Below are 13851 nucleotides of genomic sequence, written 5' to 3'. Positions count from 1 at the left end.
CAAGATGGGCCTAGATAAGACCGGTCAGGAAAACGACGATTACGCCAAGCGGTGCCACGAATTTGGCAAGCAGGTTCCACAGGGTGAAGTCGTAGATATCCAACCGCAGCTCCTTGCGCGCTTCTTCTTTATCCAGACAGAGCGAGAAGAAGATGATCGCGCCCAGGCCCGTCAGCGGCAGCAAAATCTTGCTGGTGAAGGTGTCCAGGAAGTCAAAGATGTTAAGGCCGAAGAACAGCACTTCGGACCATACGTTAAACGACAGCAATGCCGCCACGCCCAGCACCCATACGGCAATAGCGCTGACCAGCGTCGCGCCAATCCGGCTTAAGGACGTGCGCTCTTCCACGGTTTCAACCACCGGTTCCAGCAGCGAAATAGCGGATGTCAGCGCCGCAAACGTCAGCAGTAAAAAGAACATCAAGCCCAGAATCGTACCGCCTGCCATATTGCCAAAGGCAAGGGGCAGGGTAATGAAGATCAAGCCTGGGCCTTCACTTGCACTTAGCCCGTTGGCGAATACAATCGGGAAGATCGCAAGGCCAGCCAGCAGGGCAATCGCCGTATCCAGAATGATAACGGTACGCGCGGTGCTGATTAGATTGACGTCTTCACCCAGGTAAGAGCCATACGCCATCATGATGCCCATCCCCAAGGAGAGGGTAAAGAAGGCCTGGCCCATGGCGGCAAGTACCACTCCTCCGTCCAGCGCACCCCAGTCAGGGCTGAACATGAAGCTCAGTGCTTCACCGAAGTGGCCACTTGCCACGCCGTAGCCAACCAGAACCAGAAGCAGCACCACCAGCGCTGGCATCAGGATACGTGAAGCCGCTTCAAGCCCCTTCGTGACGCCACGTGCCACGATGCCAATCACCAGCAGCATGAAAGCGGTATGCCAGATGAGCAGCGCTTTGGGGTTACCCAGTAGATCGCTGAAGATAGCGCCTACCGTATCGGCATCCTGACCGTCGAATGTGCCAATCACCGAGCCCAGCGTATAGTTCAACGACCAGCCGCCAATCACACTATAAAAGGAAAGAATCAGAAAGGCGGCCAAGACGCCGCTGATACCAATCGATGCCCACGCGCGCGAGCGACCGTGGCTGCTGGCCAGCTCTGCCATGGTATTGATCGGGTTTTTCTGCCCGCGGCGGCCAATCATCCACTCCGCCACCAGAATCGGCAGGCCAACCAGCGTTACACACGCCAGATAGACCAGTACGAAAGCAGCTCCACCGCTTTCGCCCGTCATATACGAAAAGCGCCAGATATTTCCCAAGCCTACTGCCGATCCCGCAGCAGCCAGCACAAAGCCCATCTTCGATGACCATTGTGCATGTGCAAGCTTTGCCATACATCACCTACAAGTTAGTTAGATTGTAATAAGTCGCTATGCGCCCCATTTACGCATGTTCGATAAGTACATACCTCGCGCTTATCGAAAGTATGCGCAATTTATCTGATCAGGCGGGCCCGTGCCAGTTAGGTTGAATTAACATTAGGTTAAAACAACTGGTTTTGCGTCTCTCCAGGAAAGGCACTAAGCGGTGGCAGACAGGTGAGTTCGCCAAGCGCATTGTATAACTGGCGCGCCATGTCTGGGGATTCTCGATTATCAGCAGTATGCACAAATAAGAAAGGGGTTTTCCCCTGACTTATCCACAGGTCCAGGCGAGCTTTCCAGGGGGCGAAATAGTGGATATTAATCGTTTTGTCAATATGCCCAATAAAGCGGATGACCGGAAAATCACCTGTGGAAAGCACGTGTAGCGGGAGTTTCGGCTTTTCTTGCTGCGCGTGAGCAAGGCCAGGATGATCACCCGCAGGTGTCGAAAAGACCGGGCGTACATCCAGCATCACGCGATTGGCACAATAAGTTATCAACAATTGGTTGAGCGCTTTTTCTGCCGCTCCCTTGTGGAAAAAAGCAGGGTGGCGAACCTCTACTGCACACGGTAATTGCGCGGGCCAATTCTCCAGTAATGCTTCTAGTTGAGGCAGCTCATCGGGGCCAAAATCACGTGGTAGCTGAACCATGGTAGGGCCCAGGCGATCATGCAGCGGGGCGAGGGCGTCCAGAAACGCCCAGGCAGCGTCAAGGTTGGTCAGGCGCTGGTCGTGGGTAACACTTGCTGGCAGCTTGAAGCAGAAGCGGAAGTAGGGCGGCGCCTGGCGTGCCCAGGCCGCGATCGTCTCCACCTTGGGCGCGCCGCTATAAAAGGTGGTGTTACCCTCCACGCTCGAAAACACGCTGGCATAGTCAGCGAGCAGGTCGCTCTTGGCATGGCGGGGATAAAACGTACCCAGCCAATCCTGGTTTGCCCACATGGGTAGGCCAAGGTAGAGGGGGAGGGTCATGGGGCCACTAGCCTGATGCATTTATAAAGCGTACTAATGTAGCATGGCTTAACAATGTAGCATGACTCAACTGTTTCGACGTGACGAATAACGAATAGGTAAAAAAGGAAACTGCATGACGACTACGCCGCGTGTACTCGTACTCAATGGCCCCAATCTCAATTTGCTTGGCACTCGTCAGCCGGAAATCTACGGTAAGGAAACGCTTGATGACATTATAAACCGACTGCGCACTCAGGCATTGATGGCTGGTTGGGAGCTGGTGGCGCTGCAGAGTAATTATGAAGGGGAGCTTATTGATGCCATTCACAAAGCTAGATTAGACGGTACGCTGGGCATTGTTATAAATCCTGCTGCCTACTCGCATACTTCGGTAGCCCTACTGGATGCGCTGAATACATTTGATGGAAAGGTTATTGAGGTTCACCTTTCCAATATCCATAAGCGGGAAGCCTTTCGCCATCACTCCTACATATCGTTACGCGCAGATGGCGTTATTGCCGGTCTAGGAAGCCAAGGTTATCAGGCTGCTTTAGACGCTATTGTTGCCACAATGAAAAATGCTTGAGCAGCTAGCTCCATTGTGGATAAACCGGCCATGGAGCTAGCCCATTTTTGAGCTTAATTAACATGCAGGCGTATTTGGGCGGCCTTCTTTTGCATAATTGGCAGATACACACCCAGTAACGTATCAATATCTACTCTGGCTACGTTCGTGCTGACATTGATAGCGCCTATCAACTGATGCTTGGCATCGTATGCGGGGACCGCCAAAGAGCGTAGGCCTGGGTCAAGTTCCTGATCAGCTACCGCGTAGCCTTGTTGTCTCGCCACGATAATCTGATTTCTTAGCTCTTCGATATCGACAATCGTCTTGTCGGTATGCCGTATCAACTCAACGCTTGATAAATAGTCTTCTAACTCCGCCTCAGGGAGTTGGGCGAGCAGTATACGGCCCAGAGAAGTGTGAGCGGCGGGCAGTCGAGTTCCCACTGAAAGCGTAATTGCCATCAAGCGGTGCTTCGCCGCTGAACGGGCTACATAGATGACATCTTCGCCATCCAATACCCCCAAGGAAGAGGACTCACCAATTTCATCAGTAATATCCTCCAAATACTGCTGTATAACACCCCGGTAATTATTAGCAGATAAAAAAGCATAGCCAAGATGTAGCACGCGCGGCGCCAACTCAAAATAGCGGTGTTGCTTACGTACATAACCTAAGGCATGAAGCGTTAACAGAATGCGCCTGGCTTTGGCCCTATTCATTCCTGTCCGTGTAGCTACTTCGCTCAGTGTCATGCGAGGGTGTTCGTCATCAAAGGCGCGAATTACCTCTAAACCACTGGCTAGCGCTGTGACAAAATCCCGGCTATCGGGATTAAGAATGTCTTCCTGCATAGGTTTCCTATCCATTAATACGATGCATTGTTTTAACCAAAGTTGATACCTTAGCGCAACAAAGTTCGTTATGCGAACAAGAATGCGTTTTTAGCTTTTTTGTACATGAGCTTCAATATATTTTTTGAGCAACTTTTGGTCAGATACTACTAAAGTTGTGTTTTGTACGCAGGTAAGAACAAAGTAGTCTCCCTGTATGTAGTGCGAATACATGTACGTATCGCGAACAATAATTAAGTAATCATAGGAAATTAACACCCATGAAAAAATTTGTCAGCGCCACATGTATTGCTGCCTGCAGCAGCGCTTTATTACTTGCTGCTTCCGTTTCAACAGTCAACGCTGCTGATTGGCCAACTGGCGATGTACGCCTGGTTGTGCCGTACGCGCCGGGTGGCACCACTGATGTGCTTTCACGTCGTGTTGCTGATTTGCTAAAAGATGCACTGGACACCAATGTTATTGTTGAGAACCGTCCTGGGGCAGGCTCCACCGTAGGAACAGGCCGACTCGCCCGCGGCGGGCGTGATGCTGATCATACGCTTTTAATGGCATCACCAGGCCATACCATCGGTGCGGCGATTTACCCTGATCTGGCTTATGATCCGGTCGAAGACTTTGTCTTTATCCAAAATATTATTGATATCCCCAATGTCATGGTGGTGCCTGCAAGCAGCCCCTATCAAACAGTTGTGGAATTCATTGAAGCTGCACAAGACAAGAACATGGCGTTTAGTCACAGTGGTGTAGGCAGCTCAATTCACATGTCGGGTGAATTGTTTAAAACGCTGACCGGTTCACAGATGACGGCCGTTCCTTTTGCAGGCAGCGGTGCTGCTTTACCAGCCTTGCTGGGTGGCGATGTCGACGTTTCATTTGAAAACATGCCAACGGTGTATTCACATATCAAATCGGGTGACTTACGCGCCTTGGCCGTTACTTCAGCAGAACGCTCGCCTTATCTGCCGGAGGTACCCACCCTTTCTGAAATCGGTGAGCACAACCTCGACCAGTTTGTTACCACCGCCTGGTTTGGCTTGATTGCGCACAATTCCTTCCCCGAGGAAGGCTATGAAGCCATGCAGACAGCACTGGATGAAGTTATGGAGCGCCAGGAGTTCCTCGACTTCGCGGAGCAGTTAGGTGCTCAACCAGGCCAGGTAGAGGGTGAAGAGTTTAAACAGTTTGTGATTGATGATCTTGCACGTTGGGAAGAAGTCGCTCAGCAGGCGGGCATTAGCCAGTAAAGACTACCTGAAATAACAAGGCGAAGGTTAAAACTAACCTTCGCCTTGTTTGCTTTCTTTAGCTTGTCCTCGTGGAGAGGCTGCCATGTCATCTTCTGATTTAAGCAACGTGAAACGAATCAAAGACACTTTAGATGTTATTACCGGCATCGTATTGCTTGTGGTCTCACTGGTATTGGCGCTCTATCTTGTTCCTAATTACATCGGAGAGCCCTCGATACTGCAAAACCCGATGATGTCGCCTAGATGGCTGCCCAACATCGTTAGTTGGCTTATATTGGCATTTTCTATTTTATTGATTATTCAGGGCATTATAGTCCCAAGTGACACTGAAAATGATGAGAGAAAGATAGTCAAGGGTCCATATCGGCGTTTTGTGATCATGCTGATAGCCCTGTTCGTTTACGTACTTTTCTTTGAATCATTAGGCGCTATTTTAACCGGCATATTAGCAACGGTTCTTCTGTTTTTAGCTCATCCGGTGCGTGTATGGTGGGCGTATGGCTTTGCAATCGCATTTCCCGTTGGCGTCACGCTGTTATTTGTCAATGTGATGAATGTACCTCTTCCTTTGATGCCTTTTTAATGATTTGTCTTCAGCGTGCAGCCCAGGTGACATATGGAAAACCTTACTGAAGTTTTACAGTTATTTTTAAGTATTGATAACTTTATAGCCATTGCACTAGGCGTCGTCATTGGTGTTACGGTTGGATCAATACCCGGTCTTACGGCTACCATGGCCGTAGCACTTGCCTTACCGTTTACCTTCTCAATGCAGCCTGTGGCCGCTATTCTTCTGTTGGTGGGTATCTATAAAGGAGGAATGTACGGTGGTTCAATCACGGCTATCCTGATTCGTACCCCGGGTTCTCCTGCATCGGCATGTACGCTGCTGGATGGCTATCCGATGGCTCAACAAGGGAATGCAAAAAAAGCGTTAAAAGCGGCGCTTTTCTCTTCCGTTATTGCCGATTTCATTTCTAATATCGCATTGATATTTTTCGCCGCTTATTTGGCTAAAATAGCGCTTAATTTCGGGGCGCCAGAGTTCTTTTGGTTAATCTGTTTCTCACTGACCATTATTATTTCTTTGGCAAGTGGTTCTATGGTTAAAGGACTTCTAGCGGCCCTGCTGGGTATCTTGTTGTCTCTGGTAGGTCTTGATTCGGTATTTGGTTCACAGCGTTTAACGTTTGGTAATTATAATTTAATGGATTCGATTTCATTTATTCCATTACTTATTGGCCTGTTTGCCATACCTGAAATCATTGAGTTTTATAGAAAAAAAGTAATACCGCACATTAAAGCTAAAGCCAGTGGCGTGGGCATGACCCTGGCCGAGCTTAAGCGCTGCATGAAAAGTATCGTTCGTGGAAGTTTAATTGGTGTCATTATCGGCGCTATTCCGGGCACCGGAGCCACCGCTGCGGCGTTTATTTCCTATAGTGATGCCCGGCGTCGCTCTCCCAATAAAGCTAATTTTGGTAAAGGGGAAGTTGAAGGTGTTGCCGCCGCTGAAGCCGGTAACAATGGTGTGGCAGGTGCAACCTTAATACCGCTGCTTTCACTAGGCATCCCAGGAGATGTGATTACAGCCATTATCTTGGGCGCCTTTATGGTTCACGGCCTTACCCCAGGCCCAATCATGTTCCAGGAAAACCTGTCGCTCATCTATGCGCTGTTTCTAGGCATCATGTTCAGCTCGTTGATATTGCTGGTGGTCGGCAACGCGGCCATCAAGTATTTCTCGCTAATCGCGGATATTCCAAAGTCGATCCTTTTCCCTATCGTCCTGATGTTCTGCGTTTACGGTGCTTACGCTGTAAACAATATGACGTTTGATATATGGCTCATGCTGGCATTTGGTGTGGTGGGCTATCTGTTTAACCGCACAGGTATTCCGGCCGCTCCATTTCTAATCGGCTTTATTCTAGGGCCCATGTTTGAAGACAACCTGAGGCGCTCGCTTTTAATCAGTAATGGCGACATGTCGATTTTTGTCCGTGGTCCGATTACCTGGTTCTTTATTGCCATTACATTTGGGTCAATTGCTTTTGCGGTATTCCGTTTTTTCAAGGATCGAAACACAAAGCTAAACGCCGACAAGCTAACTAATGAAACCTAATTTTTCCTCATGAAGTAAGTTAGCTGCGCTGCTATTGCGGATTGATAATGAATAGGAGTGGTTTATGCCAGGGCCGTTAAAGGGGTTGCGTGTGCTCGACTTAAGCCGAGTAATGGCTGGGCCCTGGTGTACGCAAATATTGGCAGATATGGGCGCTGAAGTTATCAAGGTCGAGCGTCCGGTACTTGGCGACGATACACGTCATTGGGGTCCTCCCTGGTTATGTGACAGTGCTGGGCAATCCTCGGGTCAGTCTGCTTATTACCTGTCTGCAAATCGTGGCAAACACTCGATCACGGTGGATATCAGCGTACCGGAAGGGCAGGCGCTTATTTGTGAGCTAGCGGCCGACAGCGATATATTAGTAGAAAACTTCAAAAGCGGCGGGCTAACCAACAAGGGACTGGATTACCCAAGCTTAGAAGCAATTAATCCTGCGCTGATATATTGCTCTATCACTGGCTTTGGCCAGACGGGCCCGATGGCTCATATGGCGGGCTATGATTATCTCATTCAGGCCCAGGCAGGGTTAATGAGTATCACTGGGGTGCCTGATGAGGAGCCGGGCGCAGGCCCGCAGCGGGTAGGTATGGCGGTATCAGATTTGACCACTGGGATGAACGCAGTCATTGCTATTTTGGGGGCGCTACACCATCGCCATCAAACCGGTGAAGGGCAGTACATTGATATGGCGTTGTTGGATGTACAAGTCAGTTGGCTGGCCAACCAAGCGCTCAACTATTTCTGTAGCGGCAATATTCCTCAACGTACCGGTGACTATCATCCTAACCTGGTGCCTTACCAGCCTTTTCCGACCGCCGACGGCGAAAAGGTAATTATCGCTATCGGTAACGATGGTCAGTTCCAGCGTTTTTGCCAAGCCGTAGGTCATCCTGAATTGGCAACTGACGCCCGGTTTAAAACCAATCCGATGCGGGTGAAACACCGCCTGACGCTTATTCCTATCATGGTCGAGATTACCCGCCAACGGACTCGCGATGAATGGATAGCGCTGCTGGCTGATCTTGCCGTGCCTTGTGGTCCCATTCAAAGTATCGACCAGGTATTTGAAGACCCCCAGGTGCAGGCCCGGGGGATGCAGATCGAGCAAGCGTCTTCATATGGCAAGGTGCCGGGAGTCGCCAACCCGATCAAATATTCAAAAACAAGCCTGGAGTACCGCAAAGCACCGCCGCTCTTGGGGGAAGATACGTTTGATATATTGAGCAGAGTGCTCAATAAAACGCCTGAAGAAATTGAAACGTTACGCCTTCATCAAGCGATTTAATGGATGATTGATCGGGCCGCTCTTAACCTACGGTAACACCGCCACACACAAAAAGTGTCTGCCCGGTAATAAAGCTGCTGCGTGAGTCGCAGAAGAAACTAACCGCATTGGCCACGTCTTCGGGTTCGCCCATACGCTGCAGAGGGATGTTCTCAATAATGCGTTTGGCACGTTCGGAATCGGGTGGGTTGTTATCCCAAAAGGCGGATGTCGCAATAGGGCCAGGCGCCACGCAGTTGACTGTAATCCCATCCTGGGCAAGTTCTAGTGCCCAGGTTCTGGCCATGGCCTGTACCGCTCCTTTGGTAGCGCTATAGAGTGTTCGGGCCTCTTTGCCCAGTACTACCCGGCTGGCATTAAATACGATACGCCCGTGCTTGCTGGCACGCAGGCTTGGCAATAGAGCTTGCGTGCATATTAATGCTGGGCGTACGTTCAGGTGCATCAAGCGATCAAAATCTTCAACACGAGTTTCATCAATAAGGGCCGGGGCCACAATACCTACGTTGTTAACTAGGCAGCTTACCGCATACTTTTCATTTATTGAGTCCAATACTGCTTTTAACGCTTCTATGTCTGATAAATCAACTTGATAAGCATCTTCTTTAAGCGAGTCTATCGTGGGCTCAACGATATCAAGGACGATAACCCGATAGCCGTCCTGTTGAAGACGTTGAGAGATGGCCTGCCCGATATTACGGGCGCCCCCCGTTACTACGGCATACGGCGTTGACATAGATTCCTCCTCACGATGAGATTTATATTTATGAAGCTGGCGTGGACGTGATGTTACGGCATGGTGCGAGTAGGTGAGTGGACTAGTTGTTCAATATAATGTGTACGCAGCGGTATTACGTGCGGTTCGATTCTTTCAGAAACAATACAGTCGGCGGTGAAAAAACGAAACGCATCCACACCCTGGAACACGAAAAGATCAACACCTGAAAGCGTTTTGGCCCCTGCCTGGTTGGCGGCGTTTAAAAGCTCGGTATGAGCGGGTATGTACACGGCATCAAACACCCAGTGCTGGCTACCAAGTCCGGCCGTGTCGATTGGGCACCCAGGATGATTAATATGGCCAATAGGTGAGCAGTTTACCACGCCCTGCCAGTTAGGCAGACCCTGTTGGGCTTGCTCTGGCGTGATGCACGAGGCATTAATGCCCATGGTGCCAAGATCGCGACAGAGGTTCTGTGCTCGCGTCGTATCGTGCTCAAGAATATACAGATGGCTAACGGCAAGTTCACCCAAGGCGCAGGCCACCGCGCGACCAACGCCGCCAGCGCCAATCAGTAGCACCTCGCCTGCGGGTTGGTTGCCAAACGAATGGCGGTAGGCGCTGATAAAGCCGGTGTAGTCGGTGTTTTCGGCGCGCAGACCCTCTGCATCGAACAGCAAGGTATTGGCAGTGCCCACTCGGAGCACGCCTTCGCCGCGGATATCGGCCAGCTGCGCAGCTTTTTCCTTGAAGGGGAAAGTGACGTTAGTGCCCAGATAGCCTCCAGTGCGCAGCGTTTGTATCGCCGCGGGGAAATCAAAATCTGTCACGCCCAGGCTATCCACTAAATCGTAGCGCACAGGCAGGCCAAGCGATGCGCCCAGGCGTTCATGCAGGTCGGGAGATTGTGATTTGGCGATGCCTTCGCCGACTAGTCCGAGCTTGATCATGATGCGCTCTCATCTGTGTTGTGGTGTCGCGTGTCGAGGTCATTGCCGTCCATGTGCGCGGCCAGCGTTTCTGCCTCAAGGCGCTGCTGGGCAGTTACGCGCACAAAGGCATTGGGGGCGCCCAATCCTTGATAGCCGTCGCGCTGTACCAGCTCAAAGAAAAACGCTTGATGGGCGAGTTGCTGCGCATACAGCTGGTGGAATTCGCCGCTGCCGTCCTGATCAAACAGAATATGGTGATCCTGCATCCACGTCTTGGTTTGCGCGGGTAAATCAAAGCGTGCCGCCAGATCGCGATAGTAGTTGCCGGGAATGGGCAGCACCTGTGTGCCCGCCTGCTGCAACGCGGCGCTGGTGGCACGCATCGACTCTGTGCGCAGGGCAACATGATGAATTCCCGAACCGCCGTACTGGCGCACAAACCGGTTGCTGGCGGTATTGGGGGAGGCACTGGCGTTAAGCGCCAGACGGAAACGGCCATTATAGTTTTGCAGAACCTGGCTTTGAATCAGCCCGCGTGGATCGGTGACATCGAAGGAGGGCGTGATTTCCAGCTGGAAAATAGCGCGGTACTGCAGCATCAGCGAGAGATAATCATGATAGGAGAGGGCAACGCTGATGTGGTCGATATCCACAAGCGCTCCGCCTGGAATGGGCTGCACATCCACGGGGAATTCACGATCCCACGTACGGCTGAGCTGTGAGTCATCAATGATGTAGGAGAGGCTGCCGTCGACATTGCGCAGAGCGCTCATGCGGTGGCTGGCGCCCACCTCTTCAGGCTCGATGATATCGTAACCGAGCTTGTCCGCCCGCTTGAAGGCTTCGTAGGCGTTGCTCACCTTCAGGCCAATAGCAGTAATCGCTGTGGCATCGCGCCCCGGCACACGACCCGTGAAACCCGCCTCGGTGTTAAGCACCAAATTAACATCACCCGCGGCCCAGCGCTCCGCATTGAGCGTGTGATGACGCCCGACACACGCCATACCCAGCGCGCTGAGCAGCTCACGCAGCGGTACCAGGTCCGCAGGCTCCACGGCGATTTCAAGAAAGGCAACCGACTCAATGGGCTGTGGCGCGGGAATGCCGCTGTCGTCCTGCATGCTGCGCAGCAAATGGTAGGAGCGCAAACCGTCACGCGCCGTCTGGTCACTGTGGCCCATGCGAAAGACATCATTAAAGATCTCGTGGGAGAGTGGGCCATCGTAGCGGGTCTCCTGAAGCATGGCCATGAAGCTATCCATCTGCAGCTCGCCCTGGCCTGGGAAGCAACGGTAGTGGCGGCTCCATGATAGATGATCCATTGAGAGGCGCGGCGCATCGGCGGTCTGTACCAGAAAGATGCGATCCCCTGGAATGCGGCCAATGGTGCCCAGCTCCGTCTGGCGCGAGAAGATATGGAAGGTATCCAGCACCAGACCGACACTGGAGTGCGCGGCGCGGCGCACCACTTCCCAGCTGTCACGGTAGTCGTGAATATGGCGGCCCCAGGCCAGCGCTTCATAGGCCACGCGCATATTGCGCCGTGCAGCACGCTCGCCTAGCTCGTAGAAATCATCGGCGGCGCGGCTCAAACCCGGTAGCGAATCAGGGTGAACGGTACTGCACGTCATCAATAGATCTGTGCCCAGCTCCTCCATCAGGTCGAACTTATGCTCGGCGCGGTCAAAAGCTCGCTCCCGCGCGTGCCCCTGCAGACCTTCAAAATCACGGAACGGTTGAAGGGTGACCAGCTTTAGCCCACGCGAGCGAACCAGTTCGCCCGCTTCCCTGGGTGTGCCGGTAAAGGCCGTAAGGTCGTTTTCAAATAGCTCAAGCCCTTCAAAACCGGCCTGAGCGATGGCGTCTACCTTCTCTTCCAGCGAACCGCTTAGGCAAACCGTGGCAATGGATGAGTACATGGCATTACGCTCCTTGCATTCAGTAAAATCAATAGCCAAACAGGCGCGGCAGGAAGGTAACCAGCGTGGGTACAAACGTGATCAGCAGCAGAATCAAGAACTGTACGCCCAGCATCGGCATAATGCGGCGGATAATGGCCCCCATTCCCACGCCGGAAACCGAGTCGGCGACAAACAGGCAGAGCCCCATGGGTGGCGTGATCAGGCCCATCATCAGGTTGAAGATCACCACGATCCCAAAGTGCAGTGGGTCAATGCCCAGCGCCATGGCAATGGGGTGAAGAATGGGTACCAGCACCAGAATGGCCGCGATCCCTTCCAGAAACAGTCCTACTACCAGGAGCAGCAGAATGACGGCAATCAGGAAGGTCCACTGGGTATCGATATTCATCAGCGCCCACTCGGTGAGCATGTTAGGCACGCGTTCAAACGTCAGTACCCAGTTGGCGGCCGCAACGGCACCCATAATGACCATGATGACTGCGCTATCGCGCATGGCGCGGGCGAAGATGCCGGGCAGATTAACCAGCTTGATATTGCGGTAGAGCACCACGCCAAGAATCAACGCATATACCACGGCAAAGGCCGCTGCTTCAGTCGGTGTTACAATGCCAGCAAGAATGGCGCCTACCACAAAGACCGGCATGAGAGCGGGCAAAAGGCCATTCAGAAGCGCATGACGGCGCGACTGCTGCCTGGACTGCGTGGCACCCAGGTCGCCAGCAAAAAAGTAGACGTAGATGGAAAGCCCCAACGCCAGCAAAAAGCCCGGGACGATACCGGCCAAGAAGAGCCCCGGCACTGACACACCTGACACCGTGAGGGCGTAGATAATCACCGGAATACTGGGGGGTATAATCGGGCCAATCACCGATGACGCCGCGGTGAGGGCGGCGGCAAAATCACGCGGGTAGCCCTCTTTTTCCATTGAGGGGATAAATACCCGGCCAAGGGCTGAAGTATCGGCAATCGCTGAGCCGGAAAGCCCGGCAAAAATCACCGAGGCCCAGATATTGACGTGTGCCAGCCCCGCCTTGAGACGACCGACAATGGCCGTGGCCAGGTTAATGATCCGGTGCGTGATGCCCGCTTCGTTCATCAGCTCGCCGGCCAGAATGAACAGCGGTATTGCCAGCAGCGGAAAAGACTCCATACCGCCAAAAAACTGCTGCGACACAATACGAATATGGTAGGGCAGATCGCCGGTGCTCATCAGCACCGTGAGGGTACCCAGAATGGCAAAGGCAAACGGTACTCCCAGTAATATGAGAGCTAAAAGCAGTACAAAAATCATGGTGATGGCTCCCCATCAGAGCGTCCACTCAAACGCTGTGCGCCCATTACCAGAGCCGAAAGGCTGAGCAGACCGCCTCCCATCAGCATCGATGTTTGAAAGACCCACATCGGTATCCCGGTACTTGAGGAGGTGCGGTTACCGCGAGCGGCGATAAATTCAATGGCTGACACCATCAAGCCAACGCCGACGGCTAGCACCACAAGGTCGATAGCCACTGCCTGCCAGCGCAGCCAGCGTGGAGGCAGCAAGCGGCGGATAAGATCAAAGCCGATATGCTTGTCCTGTAGGTACGCCCACGCCATGCCAAACATCAGACCGTAAATCATCAGATAGATGGCGGTATCTTCTCCCCAGCTAATGGAGCCGCCATAGGTATAGCGCGCAAAGGCATTGCCTGCGACCAATAGAAAAATAAGCACCATGGCAAGGCCTGCCAAGCTGCCATTGAACAGGATCAGGCCACGATGTATCCGGGCAAGAAGATGGGACATAAGGGCACCTTCAATCGGTAGTCAGGTACGCAGGAGCAAGAGCGGGCCAGGCTGGCCCACTCGCAAAGTGCTTTC

The 13851-nt window shown here is 52.5% G+C and carries 13 protein-coding genes; 5 read left to right on the top strand and 8 right to left on the bottom strand.

The genetic code is table 11. From position 1 onward, the window contains the following. Positions 1-10: 10 nt before the first annotated feature. Together ELY25_RS16985 and ELY25_RS16980 are read right to left on the bottom strand one after the other, a co-directional pair. Positions 11-1354 (bottom strand): sodium-dependent transporter, encoded by a 1344-nt coding sequence (locus ELY25_RS16985; RefSeq protein ID WP_126952442.1) that lies wholly within the window; start codon positions 1352-1354, stop codon positions 11-13. A 149-nt stretch (positions 1355-1503) separates the two neighbouring features. Beyond that, the gene (locus tag ELY25_RS16980) at positions 1504-2358 is read right to left on the bottom strand and encodes a DUF72 domain-containing protein (protein WP_126952441.1); all 855 of its coding nucleotides are present in this window, start codon (positions 2356-2358) and stop codon (positions 1504-1506) included. 115 nt (positions 2359-2473) lie between these two features. Between ELY25_RS16980 and aroQ the strand changes: the two genes are divergently transcribed. Beyond that, entirely contained in the window at positions 2474-2926 is a 453-nt protein-coding gene (aroQ, locus tag ELY25_RS16975) for a type II 3-dehydroquinate dehydratase (RefSeq protein ID WP_126952440.1), read from the top strand. A 53-nt stretch (positions 2927-2979) separates the two neighbouring features. On the opposite strand, the gene ELY25_RS16970 is transcribed toward aroQ, so the two are convergent. Continuing rightward, positions 2980-3759: an IclR family transcriptional regulator domain-containing protein gene (locus ELY25_RS16970; protein ID WP_126952598.1), complete on the bottom strand. Its 780-nt coding sequence runs from the start codon at positions 3757-3759 to the stop codon at positions 2980-2982. Between the two features lie 260 nt (positions 3760-4019). Here ELY25_RS16970 and ELY25_RS16965 point away from each other — a divergent pair, with 260 nt between their 5' ends. The 4 genes from ELY25_RS16965 to ELY25_RS16950 all read left to right on the top strand — a co-directional run bounded on the left by ELY25_RS16965 (position 4020) and on the right by ELY25_RS16950 (position 8419). Next, a complete protein-coding gene (locus tag ELY25_RS16965; protein ID WP_126952439.1) occupies positions 4020-5006 on the top strand; it encodes a Bug family tripartite tricarboxylate transporter substrate binding protein in 987 nt (328 codons plus the stop codon). A gap of 85 nt (positions 5007-5091) precedes the next feature. Next, positions 5092-5592 carry a tripartite tricarboxylate transporter TctB family protein gene (locus tag ELY25_RS16960; RefSeq protein ID WP_126952438.1) on the top strand — a complete coding sequence of 167 codons (501 nt, stop codon included), beginning with the start codon at positions 5092-5094 and terminating at the stop codon, positions 5590-5592. Positions 5593-5625: 33 nt separating this feature from the next. After that, positions 5626-7131: a tripartite tricarboxylate transporter permease gene (locus ELY25_RS16955; protein WP_126952437.1), complete on the top strand. Its 1506-nt coding sequence runs from the start codon at positions 5626-5628 to the stop codon at positions 7129-7131. Positions 7132-7195: 64 nt separating this feature from the next. Next, positions 7196-8419 carry a CaiB/BaiF CoA transferase family protein gene (locus ELY25_RS16950; RefSeq protein WP_126952436.1) on the top strand — a complete coding sequence of 408 codons (1224 nt, stop codon included), beginning with the start codon at positions 7196-7198 and terminating at the stop codon, positions 8417-8419. A gap of 22 nt (positions 8420-8441) precedes the next feature. Here the strand turns inward: ELY25_RS16950 and ELY25_RS16945 are convergent, their stop codons facing one another. The 5 genes from ELY25_RS16945 to ELY25_RS16925 are packed head-to-tail and all read right to left on the bottom strand — an operon-like array spanning position 8442 to position 13776. Beyond that, positions 8442-9155: an SDR family NAD(P)-dependent oxidoreductase gene (locus tag ELY25_RS16945; RefSeq protein WP_126952435.1), complete on the bottom strand. Its 714-nt coding sequence runs from the start codon at positions 9153-9155 to the stop codon at positions 8442-8444. A gap of 53 nt (positions 9156-9208) precedes the next feature. Next, positions 9209-10087: a shikimate dehydrogenase family protein gene (locus ELY25_RS16940; protein WP_126952434.1), complete on the bottom strand. Its 879-nt coding sequence runs from the start codon at positions 10085-10087 to the stop codon at positions 9209-9211. After that, entirely contained in the window at positions 10084-11988 is a 1905-nt protein-coding gene (locus ELY25_RS16935) for a bifunctional sugar phosphate isomerase/epimerase/4-hydroxyphenylpyruvate dioxygenase family protein (RefSeq protein ID WP_126952433.1), read from the bottom strand. Before ELY25_RS16935 ends, ELY25_RS16940 begins: the two co-directional genes overlap by 4 nt. 28 nt (positions 11989-12016) lie before the next feature. Beyond that, positions 12017-13282: a TRAP transporter large permease gene (locus tag ELY25_RS16930; RefSeq protein WP_126952432.1), complete on the bottom strand. Its 1266-nt coding sequence runs from the start codon at positions 13280-13282 to the stop codon at positions 12017-12019. After that, positions 13279-13776, bottom strand: coding sequence for a TRAP transporter small permease (locus ELY25_RS16925; RefSeq protein ID WP_126952431.1), 498 nt, complete (start codon positions 13774-13776; stop codon positions 13279-13281). The genes ELY25_RS16930 and ELY25_RS16925 overlap by 4 nt, the downstream gene beginning before the upstream one ends. Positions 13777-13851 lie beyond the last annotated feature (75 nt).

Origin of the sequence: Vreelandella populi (genome assembly GCF_003989825.1) — a bacterium.
GTDB lineage: Bacteria > Pseudomonadota > Gammaproteobacteria > Pseudomonadales > Halomonadaceae > Vreelandella > Vreelandella populi.
The sequence above is the reverse complement of the archived record's forward strand: the minus strand, read 5'-3'. Positions and strand labels throughout refer to the sequence as shown.

Bases quoted from the DNA above. Each gene is read 5' to 3' on its own strand.
- ELY25_RS16980 (WP_126952441.1), bottom strand. From the start codon at position 2,358: ATGACCCTCCCCCTCTACCTTGGCCTACCCATGTGGGCAAACCAGGAT.
- ELY25_RS16965 (WP_126952439.1), top strand. From the start codon at position 4,020: ATGAAAAAATTTGTCAGCGCCACATGTATTGCTGCCTGCAGCAGCGCT.
- ELY25_RS16950 (WP_126952436.1), top strand. From the start codon at position 7,196: ATGCCAGGGCCGTTAAAGGGGTTGCGTGTGCTCGACTTAAGCCGAGTA.
- ELY25_RS16945 (WP_126952435.1), bottom strand. From the start codon at position 9,155: ATGTCAACGCCGTATGCCGTAGTAACGGGGGGCGCCCGTAATATCGGG.
- ELY25_RS16940 (WP_126952434.1), bottom strand. From the start codon at position 10,087: ATGATCAAGCTCGGACTAGTCGGCGAAGGCATCGCCAAATCACAATCT.
- ELY25_RS16960 (WP_126952438.1), top strand. From the start codon at position 5,092: ATGTCATCTTCTGATTTAAGCAACGTGAAACGAATCAAAGACACTTTA.
- ELY25_RS16930 (WP_126952432.1), bottom strand. From the start codon at position 13,282: ATGATTTTTGTACTGCTTTTAGCTCTCATATTACTGGGAGTACCGTTT.
- aroQ (WP_126952440.1), top strand. From the start codon at position 2,474: ATGACGACTACGCCGCGTGTACTCGTACTCAATGGCCCCAATCTCAAT.
- ELY25_RS16970 (WP_126952598.1), bottom strand. From the start codon at position 3,759: ATGCAGGAAGACATTCTTAATCCCGATAGCCGGGATTTTGTCACAGCG.
- ELY25_RS16985 (WP_126952442.1), bottom strand. From the start codon at position 1,354: ATGGCAAAGCTTGCACATGCACAATGGTCATCGAAGATGGGCTTTGTG.
- ELY25_RS16955 (WP_126952437.1), top strand. From the start codon at position 5,626: ATGGAAAACCTTACTGAAGTTTTACAGTTATTTTTAAGTATTGATAAC.
- ELY25_RS16935 (WP_126952433.1), bottom strand. From the start codon at position 11,988: ATGTACTCATCCATTGCCACGGTTTGCCTAAGCGGTTCGCTGGAAGAG.
- ELY25_RS16925 (WP_126952431.1), bottom strand. From the start codon at position 13,776: ATGTCCCATCTTCTTGCCCGGATACATCGTGGCCTGATCCTGTTCAAT.